26 protein-coding genes (1 of these 26 running past the window's edge) are annotated in these 21,232 nt (G+C 60.5%); 11 read left to right on the top strand and 15 right to left on the bottom strand.

The window, feature by feature from the left end; genetic code table 11:
- Positions 1 to 30: 30 nt before the first annotated feature.
- Entirely contained in the window at positions 31 to 723 is a 693-nt protein-coding gene (locus KVG85_RS02580; RefSeq protein WP_217862901.1) for a hypothetical protein, read from the bottom strand.
- Between the two features lie 253 nt (positions 724 to 976).
- On the opposite strand from KVG85_RS02580, the gene KVG85_RS02585 reads away from it, so the two are divergent.
- The 5 genes from KVG85_RS02585 to KVG85_RS02605 all read left to right on the top strand — a co-directional run bounded on the left by KVG85_RS02585 (position 977) and on the right by KVG85_RS02605 (position 5,535).
- On the top strand, positions 977 to 1,657 hold the full coding sequence (locus KVG85_RS02585; RefSeq protein ID WP_016770812.1) for a response regulator: 681 nt from the start codon (positions 977 to 979) through the stop codon (positions 1,655 to 1,657).
- A complete protein-coding gene (locus KVG85_RS02590) occupies positions 1,657 to 2,979 on the top strand; it encodes an ATP-binding protein (RefSeq protein WP_123443499.1) in 1,323 nt (440 codons plus the stop codon). The genes KVG85_RS02585 and KVG85_RS02590 overlap by 1 nt, the downstream gene beginning before the upstream one ends.
- Positions 2,980 to 3,186: 207 nt before the next feature.
- Positions 3,187 to 3,708 carry a GNAT family N-acetyltransferase gene (locus KVG85_RS02595; protein WP_217862902.1) on the top strand — a complete coding sequence of 174 codons (522 nt, stop codon included), beginning with the start codon at positions 3,187 to 3,189 and terminating at the stop codon, positions 3,706 to 3,708.
- 107 nt (positions 3,709 to 3,815) lie between these two features.
- Positions 3,816 to 5,228 (top strand): aspartate aminotransferase family protein, encoded by a 1,413-nt coding sequence (locus tag KVG85_RS02600; protein WP_071173083.1) that lies wholly within the window; start codon positions 3,816 to 3,818, stop codon positions 5,226 to 5,228.
- 82 nt (positions 5,229 to 5,310) lie between these two features.
- Positions 5,311 to 5,535: an MbtH family protein gene (locus KVG85_RS02605; RefSeq protein ID WP_041478467.1), complete on the top strand. Its 225-nt coding sequence runs from the start codon at positions 5,311 to 5,313 to the stop codon at positions 5,533 to 5,535.
- 176 nt (positions 5,536 to 5,711) lie between these two features.
- Here the strand turns inward: KVG85_RS02605 and KVG85_RS02610 are convergent, their stop codons facing one another.
- From KVG85_RS02610 to soxR, 10 genes are all read right to left on the bottom strand, one after another.
- The gene (locus KVG85_RS02610) at positions 5,712 to 6,617 is read right to left on the bottom strand and encodes a metal ABC transporter substrate-binding protein (protein WP_217862903.1); all 906 of its coding nucleotides are present in this window, start codon (positions 6,615 to 6,617) and stop codon (positions 5,712 to 5,714) included.
- Complete coding sequence (locus KVG85_RS02615; protein WP_217862904.1) at positions 6,618 to 7,517, bottom strand: metal ABC transporter permease; 900 nt, start codon at positions 7,515 to 7,517, stop codon at positions 6,618 to 6,620.
- Positions 7,517 to 8,368: a metal ABC transporter ATP-binding protein gene (locus KVG85_RS02620; protein ID WP_225926621.1), complete on the bottom strand. Its 852-nt coding sequence runs from the start codon at positions 8,366 to 8,368 to the stop codon at positions 7,517 to 7,519. Before KVG85_RS02620 ends, KVG85_RS02615 begins: the two co-directional genes overlap by 1 nt.
- Positions 8,365 to 9,294: a metal ABC transporter substrate-binding protein gene (locus KVG85_RS02625; protein ID WP_217862905.1), complete on the bottom strand. Its 930-nt coding sequence runs from the start codon at positions 9,292 to 9,294 to the stop codon at positions 8,365 to 8,367. Before KVG85_RS02625 ends, KVG85_RS02620 begins: the two co-directional genes overlap by 4 nt.
- A gap of 35 nt (positions 9,295 to 9,329) precedes the next feature.
- Positions 9,330 to 9,905, bottom strand: coding sequence for a DUF6162 family protein (locus KVG85_RS02630; RefSeq protein WP_217862906.1), 576 nt, complete (start codon positions 9,903 to 9,905; stop codon positions 9,330 to 9,332).
- Entirely contained in the window at positions 9,902 to 10,240 is a 339-nt protein-coding gene (locus KVG85_RS02635) for a hypothetical protein (protein WP_217862907.1), read from the bottom strand. The genes KVG85_RS02630 and KVG85_RS02635 overlap by 4 nt, the downstream gene beginning before the upstream one ends.
- Positions 10,237 to 10,779, bottom strand: coding sequence for a PA2404 family protein (locus KVG85_RS02640; RefSeq protein ID WP_217862908.1), 543 nt, complete (start codon positions 10,777 to 10,779; stop codon positions 10,237 to 10,239). The genes KVG85_RS02635 and KVG85_RS02640 overlap by 4 nt, the downstream gene beginning before the upstream one ends.
- Positions 10,776 to 11,975 (bottom strand): PepSY-associated TM helix domain-containing protein, encoded by a 1,200-nt coding sequence (locus tag KVG85_RS02645; protein ID WP_016770800.1) that lies wholly within the window; start codon positions 11,973 to 11,975, stop codon positions 10,776 to 10,778. Before KVG85_RS02645 ends, KVG85_RS02640 begins: the two co-directional genes overlap by 4 nt.
- Positions 11,976 to 12,192: 217 nt before the next feature.
- Positions 12,193 to 12,651, bottom strand: coding sequence for a VOC family protein (locus KVG85_RS02650; protein WP_217862909.1), 459 nt, complete (start codon positions 12,649 to 12,651; stop codon positions 12,193 to 12,195).
- Between the two features lie 112 nt (positions 12,652 to 12,763).
- Entirely contained in the window at positions 12,764 to 13,216 is a 453-nt protein-coding gene (gene soxR / locus KVG85_RS02655; RefSeq protein WP_217862910.1) for a redox-sensitive transcriptional activator SoxR, read from the bottom strand.
- Positions 13,217 to 13,309: 93 nt separating this feature from the next.
- On the opposite strand from soxR, the gene KVG85_RS02660 reads away from it, so the two are divergent.
- The 5 genes from KVG85_RS02660 to KVG85_RS02680 all read left to right on the top strand — a co-directional run bounded on the left by KVG85_RS02660 (position 13,310) and on the right by KVG85_RS02680 (position 18,008).
- A complete protein-coding gene (locus KVG85_RS02660) occupies positions 13,310 to 13,672 on the top strand; it encodes an antibiotic biosynthesis monooxygenase (protein WP_217862911.1) in 363 nt (120 codons plus the stop codon).
- 101 nt (positions 13,673 to 13,773) lie between these two features.
- Complete coding sequence (locus KVG85_RS02665) at positions 13,774 to 14,043, top strand: hypothetical protein (RefSeq protein ID WP_016770723.1); 270 nt, start codon at positions 13,774 to 13,776, stop codon at positions 14,041 to 14,043.
- A gap of 101 nt (positions 14,044 to 14,144) precedes the next feature.
- Positions 14,145 to 14,759, top strand: a complete 615-nt coding sequence (locus tag KVG85_RS02670; RefSeq protein ID WP_024013660.1) for a LysE family translocator — start codon at positions 14,145 to 14,147, stop codon at positions 14,757 to 14,759.
- A 205-nt stretch (positions 14,760 to 14,964) separates the two neighbouring features.
- The gene (locus KVG85_RS02675; RefSeq protein WP_217862912.1) at positions 14,965 to 16,131 is read left to right on the top strand and encodes an aminotransferase class V-fold PLP-dependent enzyme; all 1,167 of its coding nucleotides are present in this window, start codon (positions 14,965 to 14,967) and stop codon (positions 16,129 to 16,131) included.
- A 68-nt stretch (positions 16,132 to 16,199) separates the two neighbouring features.
- Positions 16,200 to 18,008: an aminopeptidase P family protein gene (locus KVG85_RS02680; protein ID WP_217862913.1), complete on the top strand. Its 1,809-nt coding sequence runs from the start codon at positions 16,200 to 16,202 to the stop codon at positions 18,006 to 18,008.
- A 44-nt stretch (positions 18,009 to 18,052) separates the two neighbouring features.
- Here KVG85_RS02680 and KVG85_RS02685 read toward each other — a convergent pair whose 3' ends face one another.
- Both KVG85_RS02685 and KVG85_RS02690 read right to left on the bottom strand, forming a co-directional pair.
- Complete coding sequence (locus tag KVG85_RS02685; protein ID WP_038861067.1) at positions 18,053 to 18,649, bottom strand: 2-hydroxychromene-2-carboxylate isomerase; 597 nt, start codon at positions 18,647 to 18,649, stop codon at positions 18,053 to 18,055.
- A 41-nt stretch (positions 18,650 to 18,690) separates the two neighbouring features.
- Positions 18,691 to 19,419 (bottom strand): SDR family oxidoreductase, encoded by a 729-nt coding sequence (locus tag KVG85_RS02690; RefSeq protein WP_217862914.1) that lies wholly within the window; start codon positions 19,417 to 19,419, stop codon positions 18,691 to 18,693.
- 91 nt (positions 19,420 to 19,510) lie between these two features.
- Here KVG85_RS02690 and KVG85_RS02695 point away from each other — a divergent pair, with 91 nt between their 5' ends.
- Entirely contained in the window at positions 19,511 to 20,080 is a 570-nt protein-coding gene (locus tag KVG85_RS02695) for a TetR/AcrR family transcriptional regulator (protein WP_122707180.1), read from the top strand.
- Here the strand turns inward: KVG85_RS02695 and KVG85_RS02700 are convergent, their stop codons facing one another.
- Positions 20,081 to 20,362, bottom strand: a complete 282-nt coding sequence (locus KVG85_RS02700; protein ID WP_039759777.1) for a hypothetical protein — start codon at positions 20,360 to 20,362, stop codon at positions 20,081 to 20,083.
- Between the two features lie 169 nt (positions 20,363 to 20,531).
- A protein-coding gene (gene rhtA, locus KVG85_RS02705; RefSeq protein ID WP_016770790.1) for a threonine/homoserine exporter RhtA crosses the window boundary here: on the bottom strand, positions 20,532 to 21,232 show its 3' portion. 187 nt of this gene lie beyond the right edge of the window; 701 of the gene's 888 nt are visible here — the last part of the coding sequence; its start codon lies off the right edge, out of view — the gene reads right to left on this strand; its stop codon occupies positions 20,532 to 20,534.

Genomic DNA, 21,232 nt, shown 5'->3' on the forward strand with positions numbered 1-21,232 from the left:
TATCCTACTAGGCTCGCCGGGATTGACCAATCAGCCACGCAGCAGGCCGGGCCAATTACCGTCATCAATGGTTCTGGGGCCGGCAACGAGTCGGTCGGACTGAATGTTGTAAGTGAGGTACTGATTGTTGGTCAGGAAGATATACCAGTAACTGTCTGCAAATGTCCGGTCATTCTGCGCCGCTGTGATTATCCGGTCCTTGTAAGGTTTCAGCGCGCCCAGCTGATATTCGCCGAAAGGGTTGTACTTGACGGTCTTGGCCTTGTAGTCGAAAGACAAGTAGTGGCCGTCATCGAGGATGAATCGAAACAGGAAAGGGTGGCCGGTCAGTTGAAACCAGGTGCCGGCGATGATCTTGTCAAAATATGGGAGAATCGGCTTCCATACCGAGTCGGCTACCTTGTAGAACGCGGCAACTTTATCGCTGTCCTGATCGTATTTGCAGACCATCGGAGTTGTTCCGTCATAAAAGAAAAGCCAAGCAATATCCTCGTCACTTCCGGCGTTCCAGCCGAAGGAAGTGGTAGTCAGGCCAAAGCGCAGATCTTTGGTATGCGGGGCAAAGTTGTCCCAGTTGCCTGCCGTGGCGGCTGGATAATTGGACGGGACACTATTGTCGCCAAGATCAAAGCGCGAATAGGTATCGGTGTCCTTGAAGAAAAAATAAATTCGATCAGGGCCGGAGCGCCAGTCTATGGCAACAAGGTTATTCAAGTTGGTCATGTTTAAAAGTCCATTTAAGTGCGGGGTTGAAGTTGCCGGTTGAAACTAGATTAAGTTGCGTTGGCGATAAAGGCTGGAATTGTTTCCGGATGGGTGACGGGATAATAAAGTTTGCATGGCAGGCTCGCGTGGGTTGCTGGGCTGCGACAACCTCACTGCATTCTCGTGCAGCTTTGCGAAGTCAACGTGTGCCGCCATAATTGCCCCTTAATCCTTGCCTGCTTCACTCGCCTTTTTTATTTCCGGAGCCCCTATGCACGTACTGGTTTGCGAAGACGATGAGCTGATCGCCAGCGGCATCGTCGCCGGGCTCAAGGCACAGGGCCTGACCGTCGAGCACGTCAACACCGCGTCCAAGGCGCGGGCTATGCTCAAGGTCGCCGAATTCGACGTGATGGTTCTCGATCTCGGGTTGCCCGACGAAGATGGCCTAAAGTTGCTCCAACAGTTACGGCAGAGCGGCCTGGAAATCCCCGTGTTGATCCTCACCGCGCGCGATTCGGTGACCGATCGTGTCGACGGTCTGCAGGCTGGCGCCGACGACTACCTGCTCAAGCCTTTCGACCTGCGCGAACTGTTCGCTCGCCTGCAAACGCTGTTGCGCCGAGTGGCCGGGCGCAGTGTCAATCTGATCGAGCATGGCGCGCTTACTTACGACCCGAGCAGCCGGGAAACCCGCCTCGCCGGGCAACCGGTGGACCTGTCGCGCCGCGAGCAGTCGCTGTTGCAGGCATTGCTGCACAATCGCGGCCGGGTGCTGTCCACCGAGCAACTGAAGGACAGCGTCTACGGCTTCAACGACGAACTGGAAAGCAACGCACTGAACGTGCATATCCATCATCTGCGCAGCAAGCTTGGCAAAGGCATCGTCGAAACCGTGCGTGGTCTGGGCTATCGCCTTGGGCCTGCCGATGGCGGAGAGCAAGGCAAGTGATGAGTCTGCGCCTGCGCCTGAGTCTGACGCTCGGCGCTGCCTTCGCGCTGATCTGGGCGCTGGCGGCGGCGTGGATGCTCAGCGATCTGCGCAATCAGATGATGTTCTCCCTCGACCAGCGTCTGGTCGCTTCGGCGCGCATGGTCGCCGGTTTGCTTGAGCAATTGCCGACGCTGCCGAGCAAGGGCGAGGGCACCCACTTCAGTGCTGAACAGCTGAACATTCCCGGCGGCATGGCCTGTCAGGTCAGCTCATTGCGCGGCGAGATTCTTGCGCGAAGCCATAACAACCCCGAGCAAGCGCTGGAAGCCGAGAAAATGGGCTTTCACGATCAGATGATCGACGGCGCCCCGTGGCGCAGTTTCACCCTGGCCCGCGGCGATGTGCGCATCACTACGGCGGATCGGCAGATTGAGCGCGAAGCCTTGAACATGTCGATTCTGCTCGCTGCTTCGGTGCCGGTCGGTGTGGCCTTGCTGGGCTGCCTGTGTTTGTTGTGGCTGGGCATCGGTCAGGGTCTTGCACCACTCAATCGTCTGCGCGAGGCGCTGATGCGGCGCAATGCCGATTCCCTTGAGCCCTTGCAGTTGCAGGCGTTTCCCAGCGAATTGAAGCCGTTGCTGGAAACCCAGAATCAATTGTTCCAGCGCATCGGCAAGACCATCGAGCGTGAACGTCGCTTGACCGGTGACGCCGCGCATGAACTGCGCAGTCCGCTGACGGCGATCAAGACCCACCTGCAAGTCGCGCGCATGACCGACGGCAGCGCCCGCGATCAATCGCTGGCCCGCGCCGAGGAGGGCGCCGATCGCCTGCACCGCACTCTTGAACAGTTGCTGCTGCTGGCGCGGGTCGAAGGCAGCCTGTCGTTCGATGACGGCTCGCAATGCAGCGCCGAGCAAGTGGCCCGACTGGCGATCCAGGACGCCACTGGCGGCGAGCGGCTGCGGATCAAACTGCACGTGCCGGACGACCTTTCCGCCGCACCGCTGCAAATGCCTGCCGTGCTGGCGATTGCTGCATTGCGCAACCTGCTCGACAACGCCCTGCGCCATACGCCTGAAGATTGCGCGGTCGAGGTCCATTTGGAAAACATCGGCAATCGCGTGCGTTTTGTCGTGCGAGACCATGGTCCTGGCATTGCGCCAGATGATTTGCAGCATCTGACCCAACGCTTCTGGCGCAACGGCCAGAGCACCGGTTGCGGCTTGGGGCTGGCAATTGTCCAGGCGATTGTTCAGCGCTGTGACTGTGCCCTGCATTTTGACAGCCGCCCGGATGGCTTGCGGGTCGAACTGACCATGCCGTTGCAAGCCCTCTGACCGTCCCCTGTGGGAGCGAGCCTGCTCGCGAATGCGGTAACTCCCTCAACATCGACGTTGACTGGTCCGACGCTTTCGCGAGCAGGCTCGCTCCCACAAAAAAACATGTTCTGCCACATCAAATGTAACTTCTCGGCGTTCGCTATCCGCCAGGGTTGGGGCTAAGGTCAACCCAGCTTTGACTCAATGGATTGAGGGAACTGCGCCATGGAAGCACCCGTCTGCATACGTCCGGCCACCCTGGCCGACACCGGCATCATCAACCGTATTGTCGAGCGCTCGATCCGCATCGGATGTGCACTCGATCACCGCAACCATCCACTTCTCGTCAGCGACTGGCTCAGCCGCTCCTCCGCCGATTTCATCAGTAGCCGGCTCGCCGACCCGCATTTCTATCTCTGCGTCGCTGTGCTTGATGACAAACCGGTTGGTGTCGGCATGGCCCGGGTCAGTGGCGAAATCCTGCTGTGTTACGTCCAGCCGGAATCCTTCCGCCGAGGCGTCGGTCGGGCGCTGATGCAGAATCTCGAAGGCTGGTTGCGGGTTCGCGATGTGCGCAATGCTCACCTCAACAGCACGCGCACCGCCGAGGGGTTCTATCGGCACCTGGGTTACCAACAGGCAGCGCTACCCGGTCTCTGCAACGGCTTGCAAACCGTGCCGCTGCGCAAACCTTTGTCCTCACCGGCCGGACAACTCGATCAAGGGTGTAAATCCGCACCGCGCTGAAGCGTTTCCAGAACAGGAAAACCTGCAAGTGCGCCCCGCGACCGGAACGCGCACCTGTCGGTGTGCAGTTTCTGGTCATTATCCATAGCGAATTGAGGGGTCGAGAGATGTCAGTCGCCACCAGTCTTATCGAAGCGTCGTCGGCCCGGGTCGCCTCGGCGCCGGCAGAAACGTTGTTCGAATTCAACGAATCACCGTTGTTGGCGCGGCAGAGCCGGCAGGAGTCCAACGCGCGCAGTTATCCTCGGCGTATTCCCTTGGCGCTCAAGCGTGCCAAGGGCTTGTATGTCGAGGATGTTGAAGGACGTACATTCATCGACTGCCTGGCCGGCGCCGGCACGCTGGCGCTGGGGCACAACCACCCGGTAGTGATCGAGGCGATCCAGCAAGTGCTGGCCGACGAGCTGCCGCTGCACACCCTCGACCTGACCACGCCGGTCAAGGATCAATTCGTCCAGGACCTGTTCGGGCTGCTGCCGACGGAGTTGGCGGCGCAAGCGAAGATCCAGTTTTGTGGCCCGACTGGCACCGACGCCGTGGAAGCAGCGCTGAAACTGGTGCGCACCGCAACCGGGCGCAGCACCGTGCTGTCATTTTCCGGCGGTTATCACGGCATGAGCCAAGGTGCGTTGAGCCTGATGGGCAGCCTGGGACCGAAAAAACCACTGGGTGCGTTGCTCAGCAACGGCGTGCAATTCATGCCCTTTCCCTACGACTACCGCTGCCCGTTTGGCCTCGGCGGCGCGGCGGGCGTCAACGCCAATCTGAGCTACCTGGAAAACCTGCTCAACGATCCCGAGGCCGGGGTGCAGTTGCCGGCGGCGGTGATTGTCGAGGCGGTGCAGGGCGAGGGCGGCGTGATACCAGCGGATGTCGAGTGGTTGCGCGGCTTGCGCCGGATCACCGAGAAGGCTGGTGTGGCGCTGATCGTCGATGAGATCCAGAGCGGTTTCGCCCGTACCGGCAAGATGTTTGCCTTTGAACACGCGGGTATCGTTCCGGATGTGGTTGTACTGTCCAAAGCCATCGGCGGCAGCCTGCCGTTGGCGGTGGTGGTTTACCGTGACTGGCTCGACACTTGGCAACCGGGTGCCCATGCCGGCACGTTCCGCGGCAATCAGATGGCCATGGCCGCCGGTTCAGCGGTAATGCGCTATCTGGTGGAGCACAAGGTTTGCGAGCACGCAGCCGCCATGGGTGATCGACTCAGCGAGCATCTGCACATCCTGCAACGCGACTTCCCGCAGCTGGGCGATATTCGTGGTCGCGGCCTGATGCTCGGCGTTGAACTGGTCGACCCGAACGGCGCGCCCGACGCGCTCGGTCATCCGCCAGCGTTTGCGCGTCTGGCGCCGCTGGTCCAGCGTGAATGCCTCAAGCGTGGCCTGATTCTGGAGTTGGGCGGTCGGCATGGCGCAGTGGTGCGCTTCCTGCCGCCGCTGGTGATCACTGCCGCGGAAATCGACCGGGTGGCCGAGATCTTCGGTCGCGCATTGGCCGCTGCCACCACCGCGCTGTAAATTTTTCCGCGCGGCGAACGTTCTTTCTACATACCCGGCTGCATTCCTTTTGCAGCCGACCTTACAACGATGGAGAACCAGCATGACGTCAGTATTCGACCGCGAGGACATCCTCTTTCAGGTCGTGGTCAACCACGAAGAGCAATACTCGATCTGGCCCGATTACAAAGCCGTGCCGGAAGGCTGGCGCACCGTGGGCAAGAGCGGCCTGAAAAAGGAATGCCTGGCCTACATCGAAGAAGTCTGGACCGACATGCGCCCATTGAGCCTGCGCCAGAAGATGGATGCACAAGTCGCGGCGCAATAAGCGACCGGGCATAAAAAACCCGCTGGACCATTGATGGTCAGCGGGTTTTTTCATGTCTGGAGAGTGACGTTGTGGGCGCGGGCCTCTTCGTGAGCAGGCTCGCTCCCACAATTGAAATGCGATTCCCTGTGGGAGCGAGCCTGCTCGCGAAGAACGATAACGCGGATTTACTGGAACTACGCTCCGCTCAACCCCTTGAGCAACAAGTCCACATTCCCCTCCAGCTCCGCCAGCGGATCCGCCGCATCGGTACTCAACACCACCAGACGGCTGCCGGATTCGGCAATCGCCGCTTTCACCGGCTCCGCTGGCTGGCGATGGTGTAGCACCACCGCCACGTCATTGTCCTTAAGCGTCGCCGTCAGCTTCTTCAACTCATCTGGCGTCCACTCGGCATCAGGCCTCGCATCCTGTCCCGCCAGTTCAAGGTTGAGGCTGCCAATCAGATAGCCGAAGTGATCGCTCAGGCTCATCACGCTCAGGTTGTCCGCCTCGGCCAGACGCGCTTCGGTGTCCGCGCTGAGTTTCAGCAAACGCTGTTTCAACGCCGCCAGGTTGGCCTCGATCGCAGGCTTGGCGCTCGGCGCCAGGCGCACCAGGTCTGCGGCCATCACATCGGCCATGCGCCCCATGTTGTTGCTCGCCAGCCATGGCTGACTGTTCAGGCCATCAACCTGCAGGCCCGGCTGCACGGCGATGCCGGGCAGGGCGCCGTCGACCGGGCGCGCAGCGTCGACTTCGACGATACGGATATTGCTGCGCCGCGCGATCGGGTACAGCGGATCATCGGTCCACAGCGAACGCAGACCGATTACCGCGTCCGCGTCGGCGGCCAGTTTGCTCAGCGCCGGAGCGCCACGGCCGGTGAAATACGCAGTCTGACGGCTACCCGGAAGGTTGGCCGGCGCCGCACGTTCGAGTTTGACGTCGGTACCCTTGAGCAATACTTCGCCCAATCCATAGGTGATCGGTAACGAGGCCAGAACGCGCAACGGTTTCGCAGTTTCAGCCGCCATCAACGGAGTGCAGACCACGCCACACAGGGCCATGGCCAGAGTCAGGTTACGCAATGAAAAAGCCATTTATCCAAGGTTCCCTTTCAGGCTGGGGACGACGCCGCGCGCGATGGCGGCGAGGGCGAAAGCGATGCCGGCGACCAGAATGATCGCGGCGCCGGACGGGATCGGCAGGTCGAACACGATCGGCGCAAGAATCCCGCACAGGGTGCTGGCGGTAGCGATCAGCACCGAGCACCAGAAAAAGCCTTTCAGCGACTGACTGAGCAAGCGCGCCGCCGCCGCAGGAATCACCAGCAAGGCACCGACCAGAATCGCGCCAATCACCTTCACTGCCGCGACGGTGATCAAGGTCACCAGGATCACGAACAGGTAATCCAGGGTCTTCACCGCTACGCCACGCACCGCCGCCAGTTGCGGATTGAAACTGGCGAGCATGATGCGGTTGTACAGCGGCAGGGCGAGGGCCATGACCAGCGAACCGACGATGGCCAGCACCGCCAGATCATTGCCGTTGACGGTCAACACCGAACCGAACAGCACGTTTTCCAGAATGTGCACGTTGATCTTGCCGGCGAGAATCAGCAGCAGGCTCGCGCCCAGCGCCAGTGACACCGAGAGAAACACGCCGATCAGCGTATCCGGTGCCAGTCCGGTGCGGTTGCGCAGGTAATTGAGCAGGATGCCGAACAGCAGGCAGTAACCGAACAGGCTGCCGTACGGGCCGGTGTAGGGTTCGCCGAGCAGGATGCCGATGGCGACACCGGTCAACGCGGCATGGCCGACTGCTTCGGAAAAGAACGCGAAGCGCTTGACCACCACCAGCGTGCCGAGCCCGCCGAGCACGGGGCCGATCAGCAGGCCGGCGAGCAGCGCATTGACCACAAAACCGTAGGCCAGCGCCTCGGGCAGATAACCGGAAGACGCCCAACCCTGGACCATCAAACGAAAGGCTTCGTAATTCATCAGACCGCGCTCCGTGGATGGGTGGAAAACAGCGTCAGCAGACGCTCCGGAGTCAGCGCCTGTTGCGGTGTGGCATCGAACAGCACGCGGCGGTTGAGACCGGTAACCCGATCGGCCAGCCGACCCACCGCTTCCAGGTCATGCTCGATCCACAGCACCGTGACTCCCGCCGCGCGCCAGTCAGTCAGCAGACGTTCGAACACTTGGATCCCGGCCTCATCGAGGGCCGACATCGGCTCGTCGAGCACCAGCAGTTGCGGCGCCGGAATCAAGCCCTGCGCGAGCAGCACCCGCTGCCGCTCGCCGCCGGACAGCGCGCCCATGCGGCGCTTGCGCTTGTCCTGCATGCCGACCCGCTCCAGTGCCTCGCCGATGGCGCCGGCGTAGTGTTTGCTCAAACCGAGAAAGGCTGGGCGGCGCTGACACATCGCCGCCATGAAATCGTCGACGGTCATCGGCAAGCCGCGATCGAACTCCAGCGCCTGCGGGACGTAACCAATGGTGCCGGGCTCGCCGGGCCAGTGCAGGCTGAGCTGGCCCTGATGCGGCATTTGCCCGAGCAGGGTCTTGATCAGCGAACTCTTGCCACCGCCGTTGGGGCCGACCAGCGCATGCACGCTGCCGGGCTGCACCTGGAAGCTGACCTTGTCGAGAATCGTCGTGCGCCCCAGGGTAAGGCTCACTTCCGCAAACTCCAGCGATGGCCCGGTTATCCCCTGTGGGAGCGAGCCTGCTCGCGATTGCGGAGTGTCATTCAACAAAGATGTCGCCTGATCCGGCGCCTTCGCGAGCAGGCTCGCTCCCACAGGCGGTTCGGCGTGATCGGCGAGCAAGGTTTCTTTCGACGTCATGCCCCCGACTCCTGAATCGCCCGAACCACGGTGTTGAGGTTGCCGGTCATTTCCTTTTCGTACTTGTCGGCGGTGTATTGGCCGTAGGAAATGTGCGACAGCGGGTACAGCTTCACCCCGGATTCGCGCTGGATGGTGTCGACGTAGCTGGAGGGGAAATCCATCTCGGAGAAGATCACTTTGACGTCGAGTTCACGCAACTGGTCGATGGTTTTTTTCAGCTGGCTCGGGCTTGGCTCGATGCCGTGGGCCGGCTCGACCACGGCCGTCACTTCCAGACCGAATTCACGCAACAGATAGTCGTAAGCCGCATGCACTGTGGCCACGCGCAGTTCGGCGTTCGGTGCCTGGGTCAGTTTGGCCAAGGCGTCGGCGCGCATCTGCCGCAGGCGTTTGCCGTAAGCGCGGGCGTTTTGCGTGTAGGTCTTGGCATTGTCCGGATCGATCTTGCCCAGCTCGCGGGCGATGTTGTTGACCTGGGCGATGGAGGCGCTGATCGACAGGAACGTGTGCGGATTGACCACTTTGCCAGCGCCGCGCGCAGCGACACCGGTGGCCGCCAGCAATGGCACGTTCTCGTTGGCTTCGATGGTTTTGACGTTGGGTGTTTCGCTGGCGGCGATCATCCGGTCGGCGAAGTCGTCATGACCGACGCCGTTGAGCACGATCACGTCCAGTCCGCTGATGCGCTTGATGTCTTCGGCGCGCGGTTCGTAGGCGTGCGGATTAAAGCCCGCAGGAATCAGCGGCACCACTTCGGCCTTGTCGCCAACGATGTTGGCGACGTAGCTGTAATACGGATGCAGAGTGATGCCGATACGCAGGCGTTTGCCTTGCTCGGCGCTGGCCAACGGACTCAGCAGGCAGGCGCACAGGCCAAGCAGAAACAGGCGTAACAAGGGACGGCGAGGAGATGAAATGGACATGGGCAAGCAGTCTTCTCTCGGATAAAGGCGAGGAATCAATGGCGATGTTCGCGGGTAACCCCGGCATCGAATTGCGCGACGATCTGTTTCCAGCCAGCGGCGGACAGCGCGGCGTCAGACAGATCTTCAGCAGGCGCGGGATCGGCGCTGCGCTTGAGCCAGATGTCCGGCGCCGCGTTGGCGTCAGTGCCGACACGCATCAGAAATGAACCGGCGACATCAGGCGTCGCACTACGGCCGAAATAGGCGCGTTCGGCGAGCATCTGCCATGCGTGACCGCCACGGCTGACCGAGCTGGCGTCCTGGGCGAACGGCGCGAAGCCTTCGTTGGCCAGCATCTGTGGCGTCGGCAGGGCTTGTTGCTCTTCGCGCAGCAGGCGGATTTCGTCGAGGGTCACTCGCAGGTCGGCATAGATGCCTTGCTCGGCGGCGCTGAGATCGCGGCGGGCGTCGTACTGGTTGCTCGCGACCGGCTCCGGTTCATGGGAAACCCCGCGCCACGCCACCACCGAGCCGGCGACCGCGAGGATCAGCAGGCACGACAGCAGCACGTTGAGGGTTTCATGGCCGGCGCCGGCCGGGCGTACCACTTGCGTCGTCGGGCTACTCATGGGGCTTCGATATCCGCCTGGTCGATTTCCACCACGTGGCCTGGGCCGGCATCGAATAGCACATAGAACTCACTGCCGGGTTTCTTGAACGTCAGCGTCGAGTCATCACCCAATTTGCCCGGCACCAGAATGGTTTCGTCGTAGCCGATCACGTCGAGGGTCACCCCCGGCGCGCCGCTGCCGTCGGAAAAACCGCCGGTGCATTTGATCTGTTCGGCATCGATGGCTTTGCATTCGCACATCGGGTTGTGCGCCTGGGCGCTGGCGCTGAAACCGGCGCTCAGCAGCAGCGCGGCGCTGGCGAGCAAACGGGTATGAAGGGGTGAGCGAGTCATGGTTTGGCTCCTTGTTTGTTCAGCCACGCAACCGTAGCGGGGGAGGCTTGGCTCAGGGGAATCGCGGCCTGGTGCATGCTGCCGTCCCAGCCTTCCATGGTGATCCACAGCTCGGCGTCAGGTTTGGTCTTTGCCGGGATCGGCATTTGCGTGCCCATGCGATAAGGCGTACCGAAGAAGATCGTGCCAGCGGCGCGCAGACTGCGCGGCTTGCCGATGCGCAGGTAAGTAGCCTTGACCTGTTCGACGCAGGTATCGCAGACGGCAGCAGTGAAATCCTTCATATAACCGGCCGGCCCGCTCAGGTGCGGCGCCTCGTCACGCAGTTCGGCCAAGCGCAGGCTCCACGGGCCGACCTGAACGGTGCCTACTTCACGCTGGCCCAGGCCACTGTCGCCGCGAAACAGCGAGGCATCGGCAAAGTATTTCGGCATGAAGCCCAGCGGGATCAGCAACAGCAGGACATTGATGTGGAAACGCCACTTGTGCCAGAAACGCGACAGGCGCGACGGCGGTGTGACCGAGATGGCTTTGTTCACAGGCTCGCCTCCGAAGGTTCACGGCGCAGCGCCGGTTGGGCGGTGACGCGGTTTTTCTTGTCCTCGCGTTTCAGCGCATTGGCGGTGGCCAACGCGGTGCGCTTGGTCCAGATCAGCAGGCCGCTGAGGATCATCATGCTCAGCAACAGACCGAAGAAGAACCAGATCAATTTGATCCAGATGCCGCCGAAGTCGCCGGTGTGCAGCGGGCGCATGGATTCGGTGACGAATTCCAGCGAGGAGCGGTCGGACAGCAACCGTGAGGAAGCCATTTCGCCGTTGTACGGGTTGAGTGTCGCGGTCTGGTACATCAGCGGATACCAGCCACGGCCGCTGACGCTCATGTGCGAGTAGGCATTGCCAGGCAGATTGACGTAACTGGCTTCCAGGCCCGGAATCTTCTGCTGGGCGATTTCGATGGCGCGGTCCAGGCTGATGCGCGGCGGCGGGGTGCCAGCGGCCGAAATCGGCACGCTTTCGCGGGACATCGCTGGAATGATCGGTTCGCTGGAAATGGAAATCTGGTTATCGAACAGGATCGCCTTGATCAGGAACCAGATGCCGGTGATGGAAATCACCGCGATGAACCAGATCGACCAGATGCCGCACAGGCGATGAAAGTCGCCCCAGAAAATCCGCGCGCCGTGGCGCACGCGCAGTGTCGGGCGCAGGAAACCTTTCCAGAAGCGTTTGTACACCACCAGCCCGGTAATCAGCGACACCAGCATCGGCACGCCGAGCAGCGACACCAGGTACCAGCCCCAGCTGTAGCCATTGGTGAACGGCACCAGCCACCAGCCATGCAGGGCGCGGGTGAACGCTTTGAAATCAAAGGCTGGCGCGGTGCCCTGGATGACCCCGGTGTACGGATTGACATACACCGTCAGCGAGCGCCCGTCGGGGTAGCTGACTTCGACATCGAGGGCAAAGTGCGACTCGTCCGGACGATTGATGCTCTGCACCAGGGTTTGCGGCTCGGCCTGTTTGATCGCGGCGAGAATCTGGTCGTAGCTAAGTCGCGGCGCATCGTCCGACGGCTGACTGGCGCGCATTTGCGGGTTGGCCAGCCAGACAATCTCCTGGCTGACCACCGCCAGCGTGCCGGTGACACAGACGATCAGCACAAAGAACCAGATCGGCAACGCCAGCCAGCTATGCACCAGGAACCACAGTTTGGAACGGGATTTCTTCGACATGATTGCGCGTCTTGATTTCGGTGGAAGGGGCCGGGCTACGGGCTTCGCAGCACGGAACTCCCCGGGAGGCCGTTCGTGGCTTTTGCCTACGCGAACGGCCTGCATTCCTATAAGACGGATGAGCGAAGAAAATCCCGACAGCGGATATGAAAGTAAATGTTTCGCAATTACATCGGCAGTGCCTTTTTGCCGGGGGTCGATCCCAAGCAAAAAGCCCTCAGCCTTGGCTGAACATCTCCATCGCACGCTGGCGAATCTGCTCTTCGCTCAGATCCTCTTTGTGCGTGGCGAGAAACCACAGATGGCCGAACGGATCTCTCAGCGTGCCGCTGCGGTCACCGTAAAACTGGTCTTTGACCTCGGAGACGCTTTGCGCCCCTGCATCCAGCGCTTGTTGAAAGGACTGGTCGACATCGGTGACATACAGGTGCAAGCCGATCGACACTGCCTGCTGCGGATTGCTCAGCGGCCCTTGGTCGCAAGGCGTGCCAAGCATGATCGCGCTGTCGCCAATGCGCAGCTCGGCATGGCCGATGTTGCCGTCGGGCATGGTCAGGCGCATGACTTCGCTGGCATTGAAGGCTTTCTTGTAGAAATCGATGGCCTCGGCAGCCTGTCGGATGCCGAGATACGGGGTAATGCTGTGATACCCCTCGGGAATGGGTTTGACGCTCATGACGTTCTCCCTGTTTTTGTTTTCAACAGATGTGGTTACACCGGATTTACCCGGAGCAATCACTATAGAACCGTCCTTGCTGCGCAGATTGTTCGCCGACGAGCAGCAATCATCATTCATCGCGAAAGTGCGCGCCTGGGCCTCGGTCACCGAGCATGTCGCCTTTATTGCGTAATGGACACGCTTCCATGGACAGACAGCCGCAGCCGATGCACCCGGTGAGCTGATCGCGCATCAGCGTAAGTTGCCTGATCCGTTCATCGAGCTCGCGTTGCCATTGTTCAGACAGAATCTTCCAGTCCGCCGCTGATGGCGCGCGATCCTGCGGCAGGATTTTCAGCGCTTCGCCGATCTCCGCCAGCGGTATCCCCAACCGTTGCGCGACTTTGATCAACGCCACCCGGCGCAGGACGGCGCGCGGATAGCGGCGCTGATTGCCGGCATTGCGCTCACTCTTGATCAAACCTTTGGCTTCATAAAAATGCAGCGCGGTGACCGCGACGCCACTGCGCGCCGCAACCTCGCCCACGGTGAGAGGCTTGTGCACCTGCTCCTTGCTGATCATGCGGAAAATACTCTTGACCTTGACTTAACTAGAGGTTTTACCCTGCAGCTCTTCGGGTCGCAAGGCTCGCTTCAACATGAGTGGGGGCTTTCCATGAGCAATCGCAGCTTTACCCAATTGATCGAATTCGAAATCGAACCCCGCCAGCAAGCAGCGCTGGTCACGGCACTGGCCACGCAGACCGAGGGGCTGGCCCAGCGTTACGACGGGTTTCTCAGCGCCAGCGTGCAGGCCAGCGACGACGGCCGCCGCGTGCTGAGCTTTTTGCAATGGCAGAGCCGCGAAGCGGGGGAGGCGGCGTTTCGCAGTTTCGAAAGCGGCGAGGAGGATTTCTGGCAATTGATCCGTACCCATCGGGCGAAAAACGTGACCTTCAACTCGTTCCAGGTGCACAGCAGTATCGCCCGCAGCCACGACGACGCGCTGCACTGCCGTTTGCCGCTCAGCCAGTATTAGCGCAAAGCTGATAGCCACTATTGAGAGCGTTGATTTCTGCGCGAGCGTGCCCGGGCGTAGCCTTTCTCCATCGACCCCACATTGCTCGCCAGGACGCTCCCATGAACCGTTTACTGACTGTTTCGCTGATGCTCGCTGTTTCCGTACTCGCCGGTTGTGCCGGCCATGTTTCGCCCGAGCTGCGCCCTTACACCGCTGAAGAATCCCGCGAACTGGCGCTGGAAGCGCTGAACCGCAGCGGCTTGTCATTCGACGAATACCACGCGAAAAAAGCGCAATTGCTCGGCCAGCCGCAGAAGACTTTCGGCTTCGACCAACAGGGTGAGATGAGCGCCGAACGTGCCATACAGCTGCACGGTCGTCCGAGCTGAAAGCAAACTGTACTGCTTGAAGTTTTCCCTAACTGTCCGTGGGTTTGCCGGGCCGTGTGGGATAGGGTCAACAGCTGAACGACCCTGGATGGACTGCCTCGATGAACCTCTCGCTTGATCTGCTGTTGGGCTTTGCCCTGTTTGCCCTTGTCACCTCGATCACACCGGGGCCGAACAACACCATGTTGCTGGCGTCCGGAGTGAATTTCGGTTTCAACCGCACCATTCCGCACATGCTCGGCATCAGCTGCGGCTTCTTCCTGTTGGTGGTAGCGGTGGGCTTCGGCCTTGGCGCGGTGTTTCAGGCCTATCCGATTCTGTATACGGTGCTGCGATATGTCGGCGCGGCGTATTTGTTGTATCTGGCGTGGAAGATCGCCCACTCCGGCCCGGTCGGCGACAGTGCCCACGGCGAGGCGAAACCGATCAGCTATCTGGGCGCCGCGGCGTTCCAGTGGGTCAATCCAAAGGCGTGGATCATGGCCATCGGCGCCATCAGCACGTACACGCCGATGCAGGGTTATTTCTATAACGTCGTGATCATCGCGGCGGTATTCGCCATCATCAATCTGCCCAGTGTCGGCCTGTGGGCGGCGTGCGGCACGCTGTTGCGCAATGTGCTTAAAGATCCGCGCTGGTTGCGAGTGTTCAATTGGGGCATGGCCGCGCTGTTGGTGATCTCGCTGTATCCGTTACTTCTCGAAAGCTTTCACTGACGCATTGCTTCAATCGCCGGCCCGATGCCTGTTAAGCTCGGTTTCAGGAGCGTTCCTACGCACTTTTAAATGAAGCCCTACTTCTTTAACGGCATCCGATCAGGTATTGATGACGCTCTCGAACCCATGCACAGCTCACGAGGCTGTGCATCGTCGTTTGCAGACACGAGCCTCCTGATCCCGGAACACGCTCTGCGAGTCCTTTATGAACACACGTCCGCTGTATTTCGATTACGCCGCCACCACCCCGGTGGACGAGCGGGTCATCCAGGTGATGATCGAATGTCTGGGTTTTCACGGTAACTTCGGTAACCCGGCGTCCAGCTCCCACGCCTTCGGCCAGCAGGCCCGGCAGACGGTCGAGCAGGCACGTCGGCAAGTTGCCGATCTGGTCGGCGCGCAGCCTGAGCAGATTGTCTGGACCTCCGGTGCCACCGAATCCAACAACCTCGCCCTCAAAGGCGTCGCCCAGGCCCGTGGCGTTTCCGGCGGGCACATCATTACCAGCCAGATTGAACACAAGGCGATCCTCGACACCGCCCGGCAATTACAGGATTCAGGCATTGCCGTGACCTATCTGGTGCCGGACGCAGAAGGCCTGATCACGCCGCAAGCGGTCAGTGAAGCCATGCGTGACGACACCTTTCTGGTGTCGCTGATGCTGGTCAACAATGAGTTGGGCACGGTCAACGATGTCGAGGCGATTGGCGAAGTGGTGCGCAGTCGGCAGGCGTTGTTTCATGTTGATGCGGCGCAAGGCGCGGGCAAAGTCGCGATCGACCTGAGCCGCTGGCCGGTGGATCTGATGTCGTTTTCCGCACACAAACTCTACGGCCCCAAGGGCATCGGTGCCTTGTATGTCGGCCCGCAGGCGCAGCAACGCTTGCAGGCACAGATCCACGGCGGCGGTCATGAAGGTGGCCTGCGCTCCGGAACCCTGGCGACTCATCAGATTGCCGGGATGGGCGCTGCTTTCGCTTTGGCCGCCGACGCATTCGATGAAGAGAAAAAATCCATCATCGCTTTGCGCGAACGCTTGCTCGAACAGCTTTTGAAGTTGCCCGGCGTGCGCCTCAATGGCAGTGCCTCGCAACGTATTCCGCACACCCTGAGCCTGACCTTCAGCGAGGGCGAGTTCAACAGCGCCGCATTGAGCCATTCGATCGCGTTTTCCGCGACGTCGGCGTGTAATTCCGCAAGTAATGCACCGTCCCACGTGCTGCTCGCGCTCGGACACGATGCGCGGCTGGCGGGGCGCACCATTCGCTTGAGCCTCGGGCGGTTTACCACCGTCGAGGATGTCGACAAGGCCGTTGACCTGATCACAACCGCCTGCGCCAGTGCCCCGGCATTCTGGGCGACAGGGCTCTAAACAGCAGACGCTTTCCATGGCCGCGAAGGCTACGAACAATAACGATGACGCGATTAGCAGGAGACATGATGAGTTCCTACACCTTGACCGAAGGATCGGTGCCTCAGCGCCTGGCGCATACCCGTGAACTGATGCGCCGCGAAGGCATCCATGCGCTGCTGGTGCCGTCCGCCGACCCGCATCTGTCGGAATACCTGCCGGGTTACTGGCAGGGCCGGCAATGGTTGTCGGGTTTCCACGGTTCGGTCGGTACGCTGATCGTCACTGCTGATTTCGCTGGCGTGTGGGCCGACAGTCGTTACTGGGAACAGGCGACCAAGGAGCTCAACGGCAGCGGCATCGAACTGGTCAAACTGCAACCGGGGCAGCCGAGCCCGCTGGACTGGCTGGCCGAGCATACCCCCGAGGGCGGCGTGGTTGCGGTGGATGGTGCGGTAATGGCGGTGGCTTCGGCGCGCACACTGAGCAGCAGGCTCGAGGCACGCGGTGCTCGCCTGCGCACCGATATCGACCTGTTGCAGGAAGTCTGGCGTGATCGCCCGAGCCTGCCGAACGCGCCGATCTATCAGCATCTGCCGCCACAAGCGACCGTCAGCCGTGGCGAGAAACTCGCGAAATTGCGCGAAACCTTGCAAGAGCGTGGCGCCGATTGGCATTTCATCGCCACCCTGGATGACATCGCCTGGCTGTTCAACCTGCGCGGTGGTGATGTTTCGTTCAATCCGGTGTTTGTTTCGTTCGCCTTGATCAATCAGCAACAGGCCACGCTGTTTGTGGCGCTGAGCAAGGTCGATGCCGATCTGCGCGCGGTACTGGAGCAGGATGGCGTGACGCTGCGTGACTACAGCGAAGTGGCCGATGCGTTGCGTGCTGTGCCGAGTGACGCGAGCCTGCTGGTCGATCCGGCGCGAGTGACCACGGGGTTGCTGGATAACCTGGACAGTGGCGTGAAACTGGTCGAGGGTCTCAACCCGACTACGTTGGCCAAATCGCAGAAAAGCGAAACCGACGCTCAACACATCCGTAAAGCCATGGAGCAGGATGGCGCGGCGTTGTGCGAATTCTTTGCCTGGCTGGAGTCAGCGTGGGGACGCGAGCGCATCACCGAACTGACCATCGACGAGAAACTTACCGCTGCCCGTGAGCGGCGTCCCGATTACGTTTCGCTGAGCTTCAACACGATTGCCGCGTTCAACGCCAATGGCGCGATGCCGCACTATCACGCTACCGAAGAAGAGCATGCGGTGATCGAGGGTGATGGTCTGTTGCTCATCGACTCCGGTGGCCAGTACCTCGGCGGTACCACAGACATCACGCGCATGGTCCCGGTGGGTACGCCGACTCAGGAGCAGAAACAGGATTGCACGCGCGTGTTGAAAGGCGTGATTGCGCTGTCGCGGGCACGATTTCCGAAAGGCATTCTGTCGCCGCTGCTCGACGCCATCGCTCGTGCGCCGATCTGGGCTGACAACGTCGACTACGGTCACGGCACCGGTCATGGCGTGGGCTATTTCCTCAACGTTCACGAAGGTCCGCAAGTGATCGCTTATCAAGCGGCACCGGCACCGCAGACGGCGATGCAGCCGGGGATGATTACCTCGATCGAACCCGGCACTTATCGCCCGGGCCGCTGGGGCGTGCGCATCGAGAACCTGGCGATGAACCGCGAGGCCGGCAGCAGCGAATTCGGCGACTTCCTCAAGTTCGAAACCCTGACGCTGTGCCCGATCGATACCCGCTGCCTGATTGCCGACCTGCTGACTCAGGAAGAAAAGCAGTGGCTCAATGCTTATCACAGTGAAGTACGGGAGCGTCTGAGTCCGTTGCTGGATGGCGCGGCGCTGAGCTGGCTGAACGAGCGCACTGTGGCCATTTGATCGATTAGCCCAAGGCACTGCTCGCGGTGCCTTGGGGCTCGGCTTCAATCCTGGCGCAATGCCTCTTCTACGAAGTCGAGTCGATCCTGACCGAAGAACAACTGATCGCCAATGAACATGCTGGGGGCACCGAAAACGCCGCGCTTGATCGCGGCTTCGGTGTTTTCCTTGAGTGCGGCTTTTACTGATTCATCGTTGGTCAGCGCCATTATCTCTTGGGGGTCGAAGCCGTTTTCAGTCAGCACGGCGGCAACGGTTTGCGGATCGTTGAGGTTACGGCCTTCTACCCAAAGCGCCTTGAACAGGCAATCGACGAACTCGGCGAAACGCTGCGGCTGGCGCATCTGCATGCCAGTGACGGCACGCATCAATATCAGCGTGTTGATTGGAAAGTGCGGATTGAATCTGAGCTGGACGCCGTAGCGTTTGGCGAAGCGATCGAGGTCCTGAAACATGTAGCGGCCCTTGGCCGGAATCATTGCCGGCGAAGCGTTGCCGGTGGCTTTGAACACGCCACCCAACAGCATCGGGATGTAGATCAGTTCGCTCTGGGTATCGGCGCAGATTTTCGCTAGCTGGGTGTGCGCCAGATAGGTGGTGGGGCTGCCGAGGTCGAAATAGAATTCCACGGTTTTCGTCATGATCAAATCGCTCTCTTATTGTTGTAATGAGGGGGGAGGGCTTACCAGCGTTCGTTCCATGGGCGCAGGTCCAGCTCGAAGGTCCAGGCATCCCGTGGCTGACTGTGCAGATACCAATAGTTTTCGGCGATGTGCTCTGGATCGAGAATGCCGTCCTGATCCTTGGTCGCGTATTTCTCGGGAAAGCTGTTGCGGATGAAGTCGGTATCGATCGCACCATCAACTACGACGTGGGCGACATGAATGTTCATCGGCCCCAACTCTCTCGCCATGCTTTGCGCCAGTGCGCGGATGCCGTGTTTGGCTCCGGCGAAAGCGGCAAATCCAGAAGCACCGCGCAGCCCGGCCGTGGCACCAGTGAACAGAATCGTGCCGCGCTGCCGAGTGACCATGCGCTTGGCCACTTCACGGGCATTGAGAAAACCGGAGAAGCAGGCCATCTCCCAGATCTTGAAATATTTGCGCGCGGTTTCTTCGAGAATGCTGCAGGGCACGTTGGCGCCGATGTTGAAGACAAAGGCCTCAATCGGGCCGACGCGGGTTTCGATGTCTTCGATCAAGGCGATGACGTCATCTTCCTTGCGCGCATCGCAGGCAAAACCATGGGCCTCACCGCCCTCAGCGATGATTTCGTCAACCAGAGGCTGCAATTTGTCGGCGCTGCGCCGGGTCACGCAGGCTATAAACCCCTCACTGGCAAAGCGCTTGGCAATGGCCCCGCCGGTGGCATCGCCAGCACCTACGACCAACACGACCTTCTTGTTATTCATGGGTGAATCCCTTTGGGTTAACGATCGTTTAGTTAACGAACGTTATGCTAGGATTCGGGCAGCGTCAAGGCGATCTACTTCAGGAGATGACATGCGTTATTCGGCCGGACACAAATCGGAAACCCGCGAACGATTGCTGCAAAGCAGCGCGCTGTCGGCAAAGAAATCGGGGTTTTCCACGGTGGGCGTGGATGGCCTGATGAAAGCCATCGGTTTGAGTGGCGCCGCGTTCTACAGCCACTTTTCATCCAAGGATGCGTTGTTCGCTGCCATCGTCGAGCGAGAGTTGAGTGAAAGTCTTGAGCGCCTTGGTGGCCAGGGCGGTGCAGATCGGCAGCGGCTGGAGCGTTGTCTGAAGCAGTACCTGAGCATGGCCCATGTCGAGCAACCCGAGGCCGGTTGCGCGCTGCCGACATTGGGCGCAGAGATTGCCCGTGCCGATGTACAGGTGCGTGAGCAGGCTGAAGATTGGATCTGCCGTCTTCAGCAGGGCTGGGCCGAGATACTGGAAAGCGAGAGTCTGGCCTGGTCGGTGCTGTCGCAATGCGTGGGTGCATTGGTGGTCGCGCGGATGCTTGCAACACCGGACGTGCAGCGTACGGTGTTGCGCTCGAGTCACGAGGAAATTACACGTCAGCTCGCTTTGCCACGAGCCGAGTAGTTATTTGCAGATGACGATCATGCTGCGGCTGGTATAACCGGCGGGGTTCAAGCCGAACGGATAATCGCCAGGTTCTTCGACGGCGTCCCCGGATTTGGCGATCACCTTGTAACCCTTGGGTGCGCAGGAATTGGCGGCGCTGGTGTAGCACTTGTCCCATGAGGATGAAAGTCCGGAACAGTTGATGTGCAGCCCCTTCTTGCCGCGTTTGACCTGGGTTTCCGAGGTCGCTGCGCAACTCGCGATCGCCAGCAGGGCGATCAATAGCAAAATTCGTTTCATTACCATCCTTAATAGCGGCCACGAGTCTGGTGCTCGGGTCTGCCTGTATTCGCTCGCGTTTGCAGCGTTGTGCCGTCCTTTGCGAAAAAATCCATGCCTGGCGATGGGTTACGAAGCTAAACATGGCCTAAATGAGCGCCAATTACCAGACCCCGCTTTCTATTACGCTTCAGTCAGCAGCGACAGCAGGCTTTGCTCCGCTGCCCATGGTCATGGTTGCGCCCACTGACGCCAGAATAATGCACAGGATGGCCAGCCATTGTGACAATGACAGGTATTCCTGGAGAAAAAGCAGACCTGATAGTGCTCCGAAGGCCGGTTCGATACTCATGAGCGTGCCGAAGGTGCGCGCGGGCATACGCGTCAGGGCGACCATCTCCAGGGTATAGGGCAGGGCGGTGGACAGAATGGCGACGCCGATAGCGATCGGAATCAGCGATGGTGTAAGCAGCGCAGCGCCGGCATGAACGATTCCGATCGGCGCCACGAACAGCGCGGCGATCATCACGCCGAGGGCTGCCGTCGTCACCCCGTTGTCGGCGCCGGCCTTTTGCCCGAACAGAATGTACAGCGCCCAGCACACTCCGGCGCCCAGCGCATAACCCGCTCCGACCAGATCAATGCCGGCAGTGGTTGCCCCGGTAGGTATCAATAGAAGCAAGCCGGCCGCAGCAAGCGCAATCCATACAAAATCGATGGCTCGGCGAGAGGCATATATAGCTACAGCCAGAGGGCCGGTGAATTCCAGCGCAACGGCGATGCCCAGCGGCACTGTGCGCAACGACATATAGAAGAGGAAGTTCATTCCACCCAATGCCATTCCGTAGACGATCACGGTACGTAGAGACTTGGCGGTCAGCTTTGCACGCC

The sequence above is a fragment of the Pseudomonas triticicola genome, from assembly GCF_019145375.1.
GTDB classification, from domain to species: domain Bacteria; phylum Pseudomonadota; class Gammaproteobacteria; order Pseudomonadales; family Pseudomonadaceae; genus Aquipseudomonas; species Aquipseudomonas triticicola.

Coding starts and splice junctions, on each gene's coding strand:
- KVG85_RS02585 (WP_016770812.1), top strand. CDS start 977: ATGCACGTACTGGTTTGCGAAGACGATGAGCTGATCGCCAGCGGCATC.
- KVG85_RS02580 (WP_217862901.1), bottom strand. CDS start 723: ATGACCAACTTGAATAACCTTGTTGCCATAGACTGGCGCTCCGGCCCT.
- KVG85_RS02695 (WP_122707180.1), top strand. CDS start 19,511: ATGCGTTATTCGGCCGGACACAAATCGGAAACCCGCGAACGATTGCTG.
- KVG85_RS02590 (WP_123443499.1), top strand. CDS start 1,657: ATGAGTCTGCGCCTGCGCCTGAGTCTGACGCTCGGCGCTGCCTTCGCG.
- KVG85_RS02610 (WP_217862903.1), bottom strand. CDS start 6,617: ATGGCTTTTTCATTGCGTAACCTGACTCTGGCCATGGCCCTGTGTGGC.
- KVG85_RS02675 (WP_217862912.1), top strand. CDS start 14,965: ATGAACACACGTCCGCTGTATTTCGATTACGCCGCCACCACCCCGGTG.
- KVG85_RS02595 (WP_217862902.1), top strand. CDS start 3,187: ATGGAAGCACCCGTCTGCATACGTCCGGCCACCCTGGCCGACACCGGC.
- KVG85_RS02700 (WP_039759777.1), bottom strand. CDS start 20,362: ATGAAACGAATTTTGCTATTGATCGCCCTGCTGGCGATCGCGAGTTGC.
- KVG85_RS02615 (WP_217862904.1), bottom strand. CDS start 7,517: ATGAATTACGAAGCCTTTCGTTTGATGGTCCAGGGTTGGGCGTCTTCC.
- KVG85_RS02620 (WP_225926621.1), bottom strand. CDS start 8,368: ATGACGTCGAAAGAAACCTTGCTCGCCGATCACGCCGAACCGCCTGTG.
- KVG85_RS02650 (WP_217862909.1), bottom strand. CDS start 12,651: ATGAGCGTCAAACCCATTCCCGAGGGGTATCACAGCATTACCCCGTAT.
- soxR (WP_217862910.1), bottom strand. CDS start 13,216: ATGATCAGCAAGGAGCAGGTGCACAAGCCTCTCACCGTGGGCGAGGTT.
- KVG85_RS02680 (WP_217862913.1), top strand. CDS start 16,200: ATGAGTTCCTACACCTTGACCGAAGGATCGGTGCCTCAGCGCCTGGCG.
- KVG85_RS02685 (WP_038861067.1), bottom strand. CDS start 18,649: ATGACGAAAACCGTGGAATTCTATTTCGACCTCGGCAGCCCCACCACC.
- KVG85_RS02660 (WP_217862911.1), top strand. CDS start 13,310: ATGAGCAATCGCAGCTTTACCCAATTGATCGAATTCGAAATCGAACCC.
- KVG85_RS02645 (WP_016770800.1), bottom strand. CDS start 11,975: ATGTCGAAGAAATCCCGTTCCAAACTGTGGTTCCTGGTGCATAGCTGG.
- KVG85_RS02635 (WP_217862907.1), bottom strand. CDS start 10,240: ATGACTCGCTCACCCCTTCATACCCGTTTGCTCGCCAGCGCCGCGCTG.
- KVG85_RS02605 (WP_041478467.1), top strand. CDS start 5,311: ATGACGTCAGTATTCGACCGCGAGGACATCCTCTTTCAGGTCGTGGTC.
- KVG85_RS02630 (WP_217862906.1), bottom strand. CDS start 9,905: ATGAGTAGCCCGACGACGCAAGTGGTACGCCCGGCCGGCGCCGGCCAT.
- KVG85_RS02625 (WP_217862905.1), bottom strand. CDS start 9,294: ATGTCCATTTCATCTCCTCGCCGTCCCTTGTTACGCCTGTTTCTGCTT.
- KVG85_RS02690 (WP_217862914.1), bottom strand. CDS start 19,419: ATGAATAACAAGAAGGTCGTGTTGGTCGTAGGTGCTGGCGATGCCACC.
- KVG85_RS02665 (WP_016770723.1), top strand. CDS start 13,774: ATGAACCGTTTACTGACTGTTTCGCTGATGCTCGCTGTTTCCGTACTC.
- KVG85_RS02600 (WP_071173083.1), top strand. CDS start 3,816: ATGTCAGTCGCCACCAGTCTTATCGAAGCGTCGTCGGCCCGGGTCGCC.
- KVG85_RS02670 (WP_024013660.1), top strand. CDS start 14,145: ATGAACCTCTCGCTTGATCTGCTGTTGGGCTTTGCCCTGTTTGCCCTT.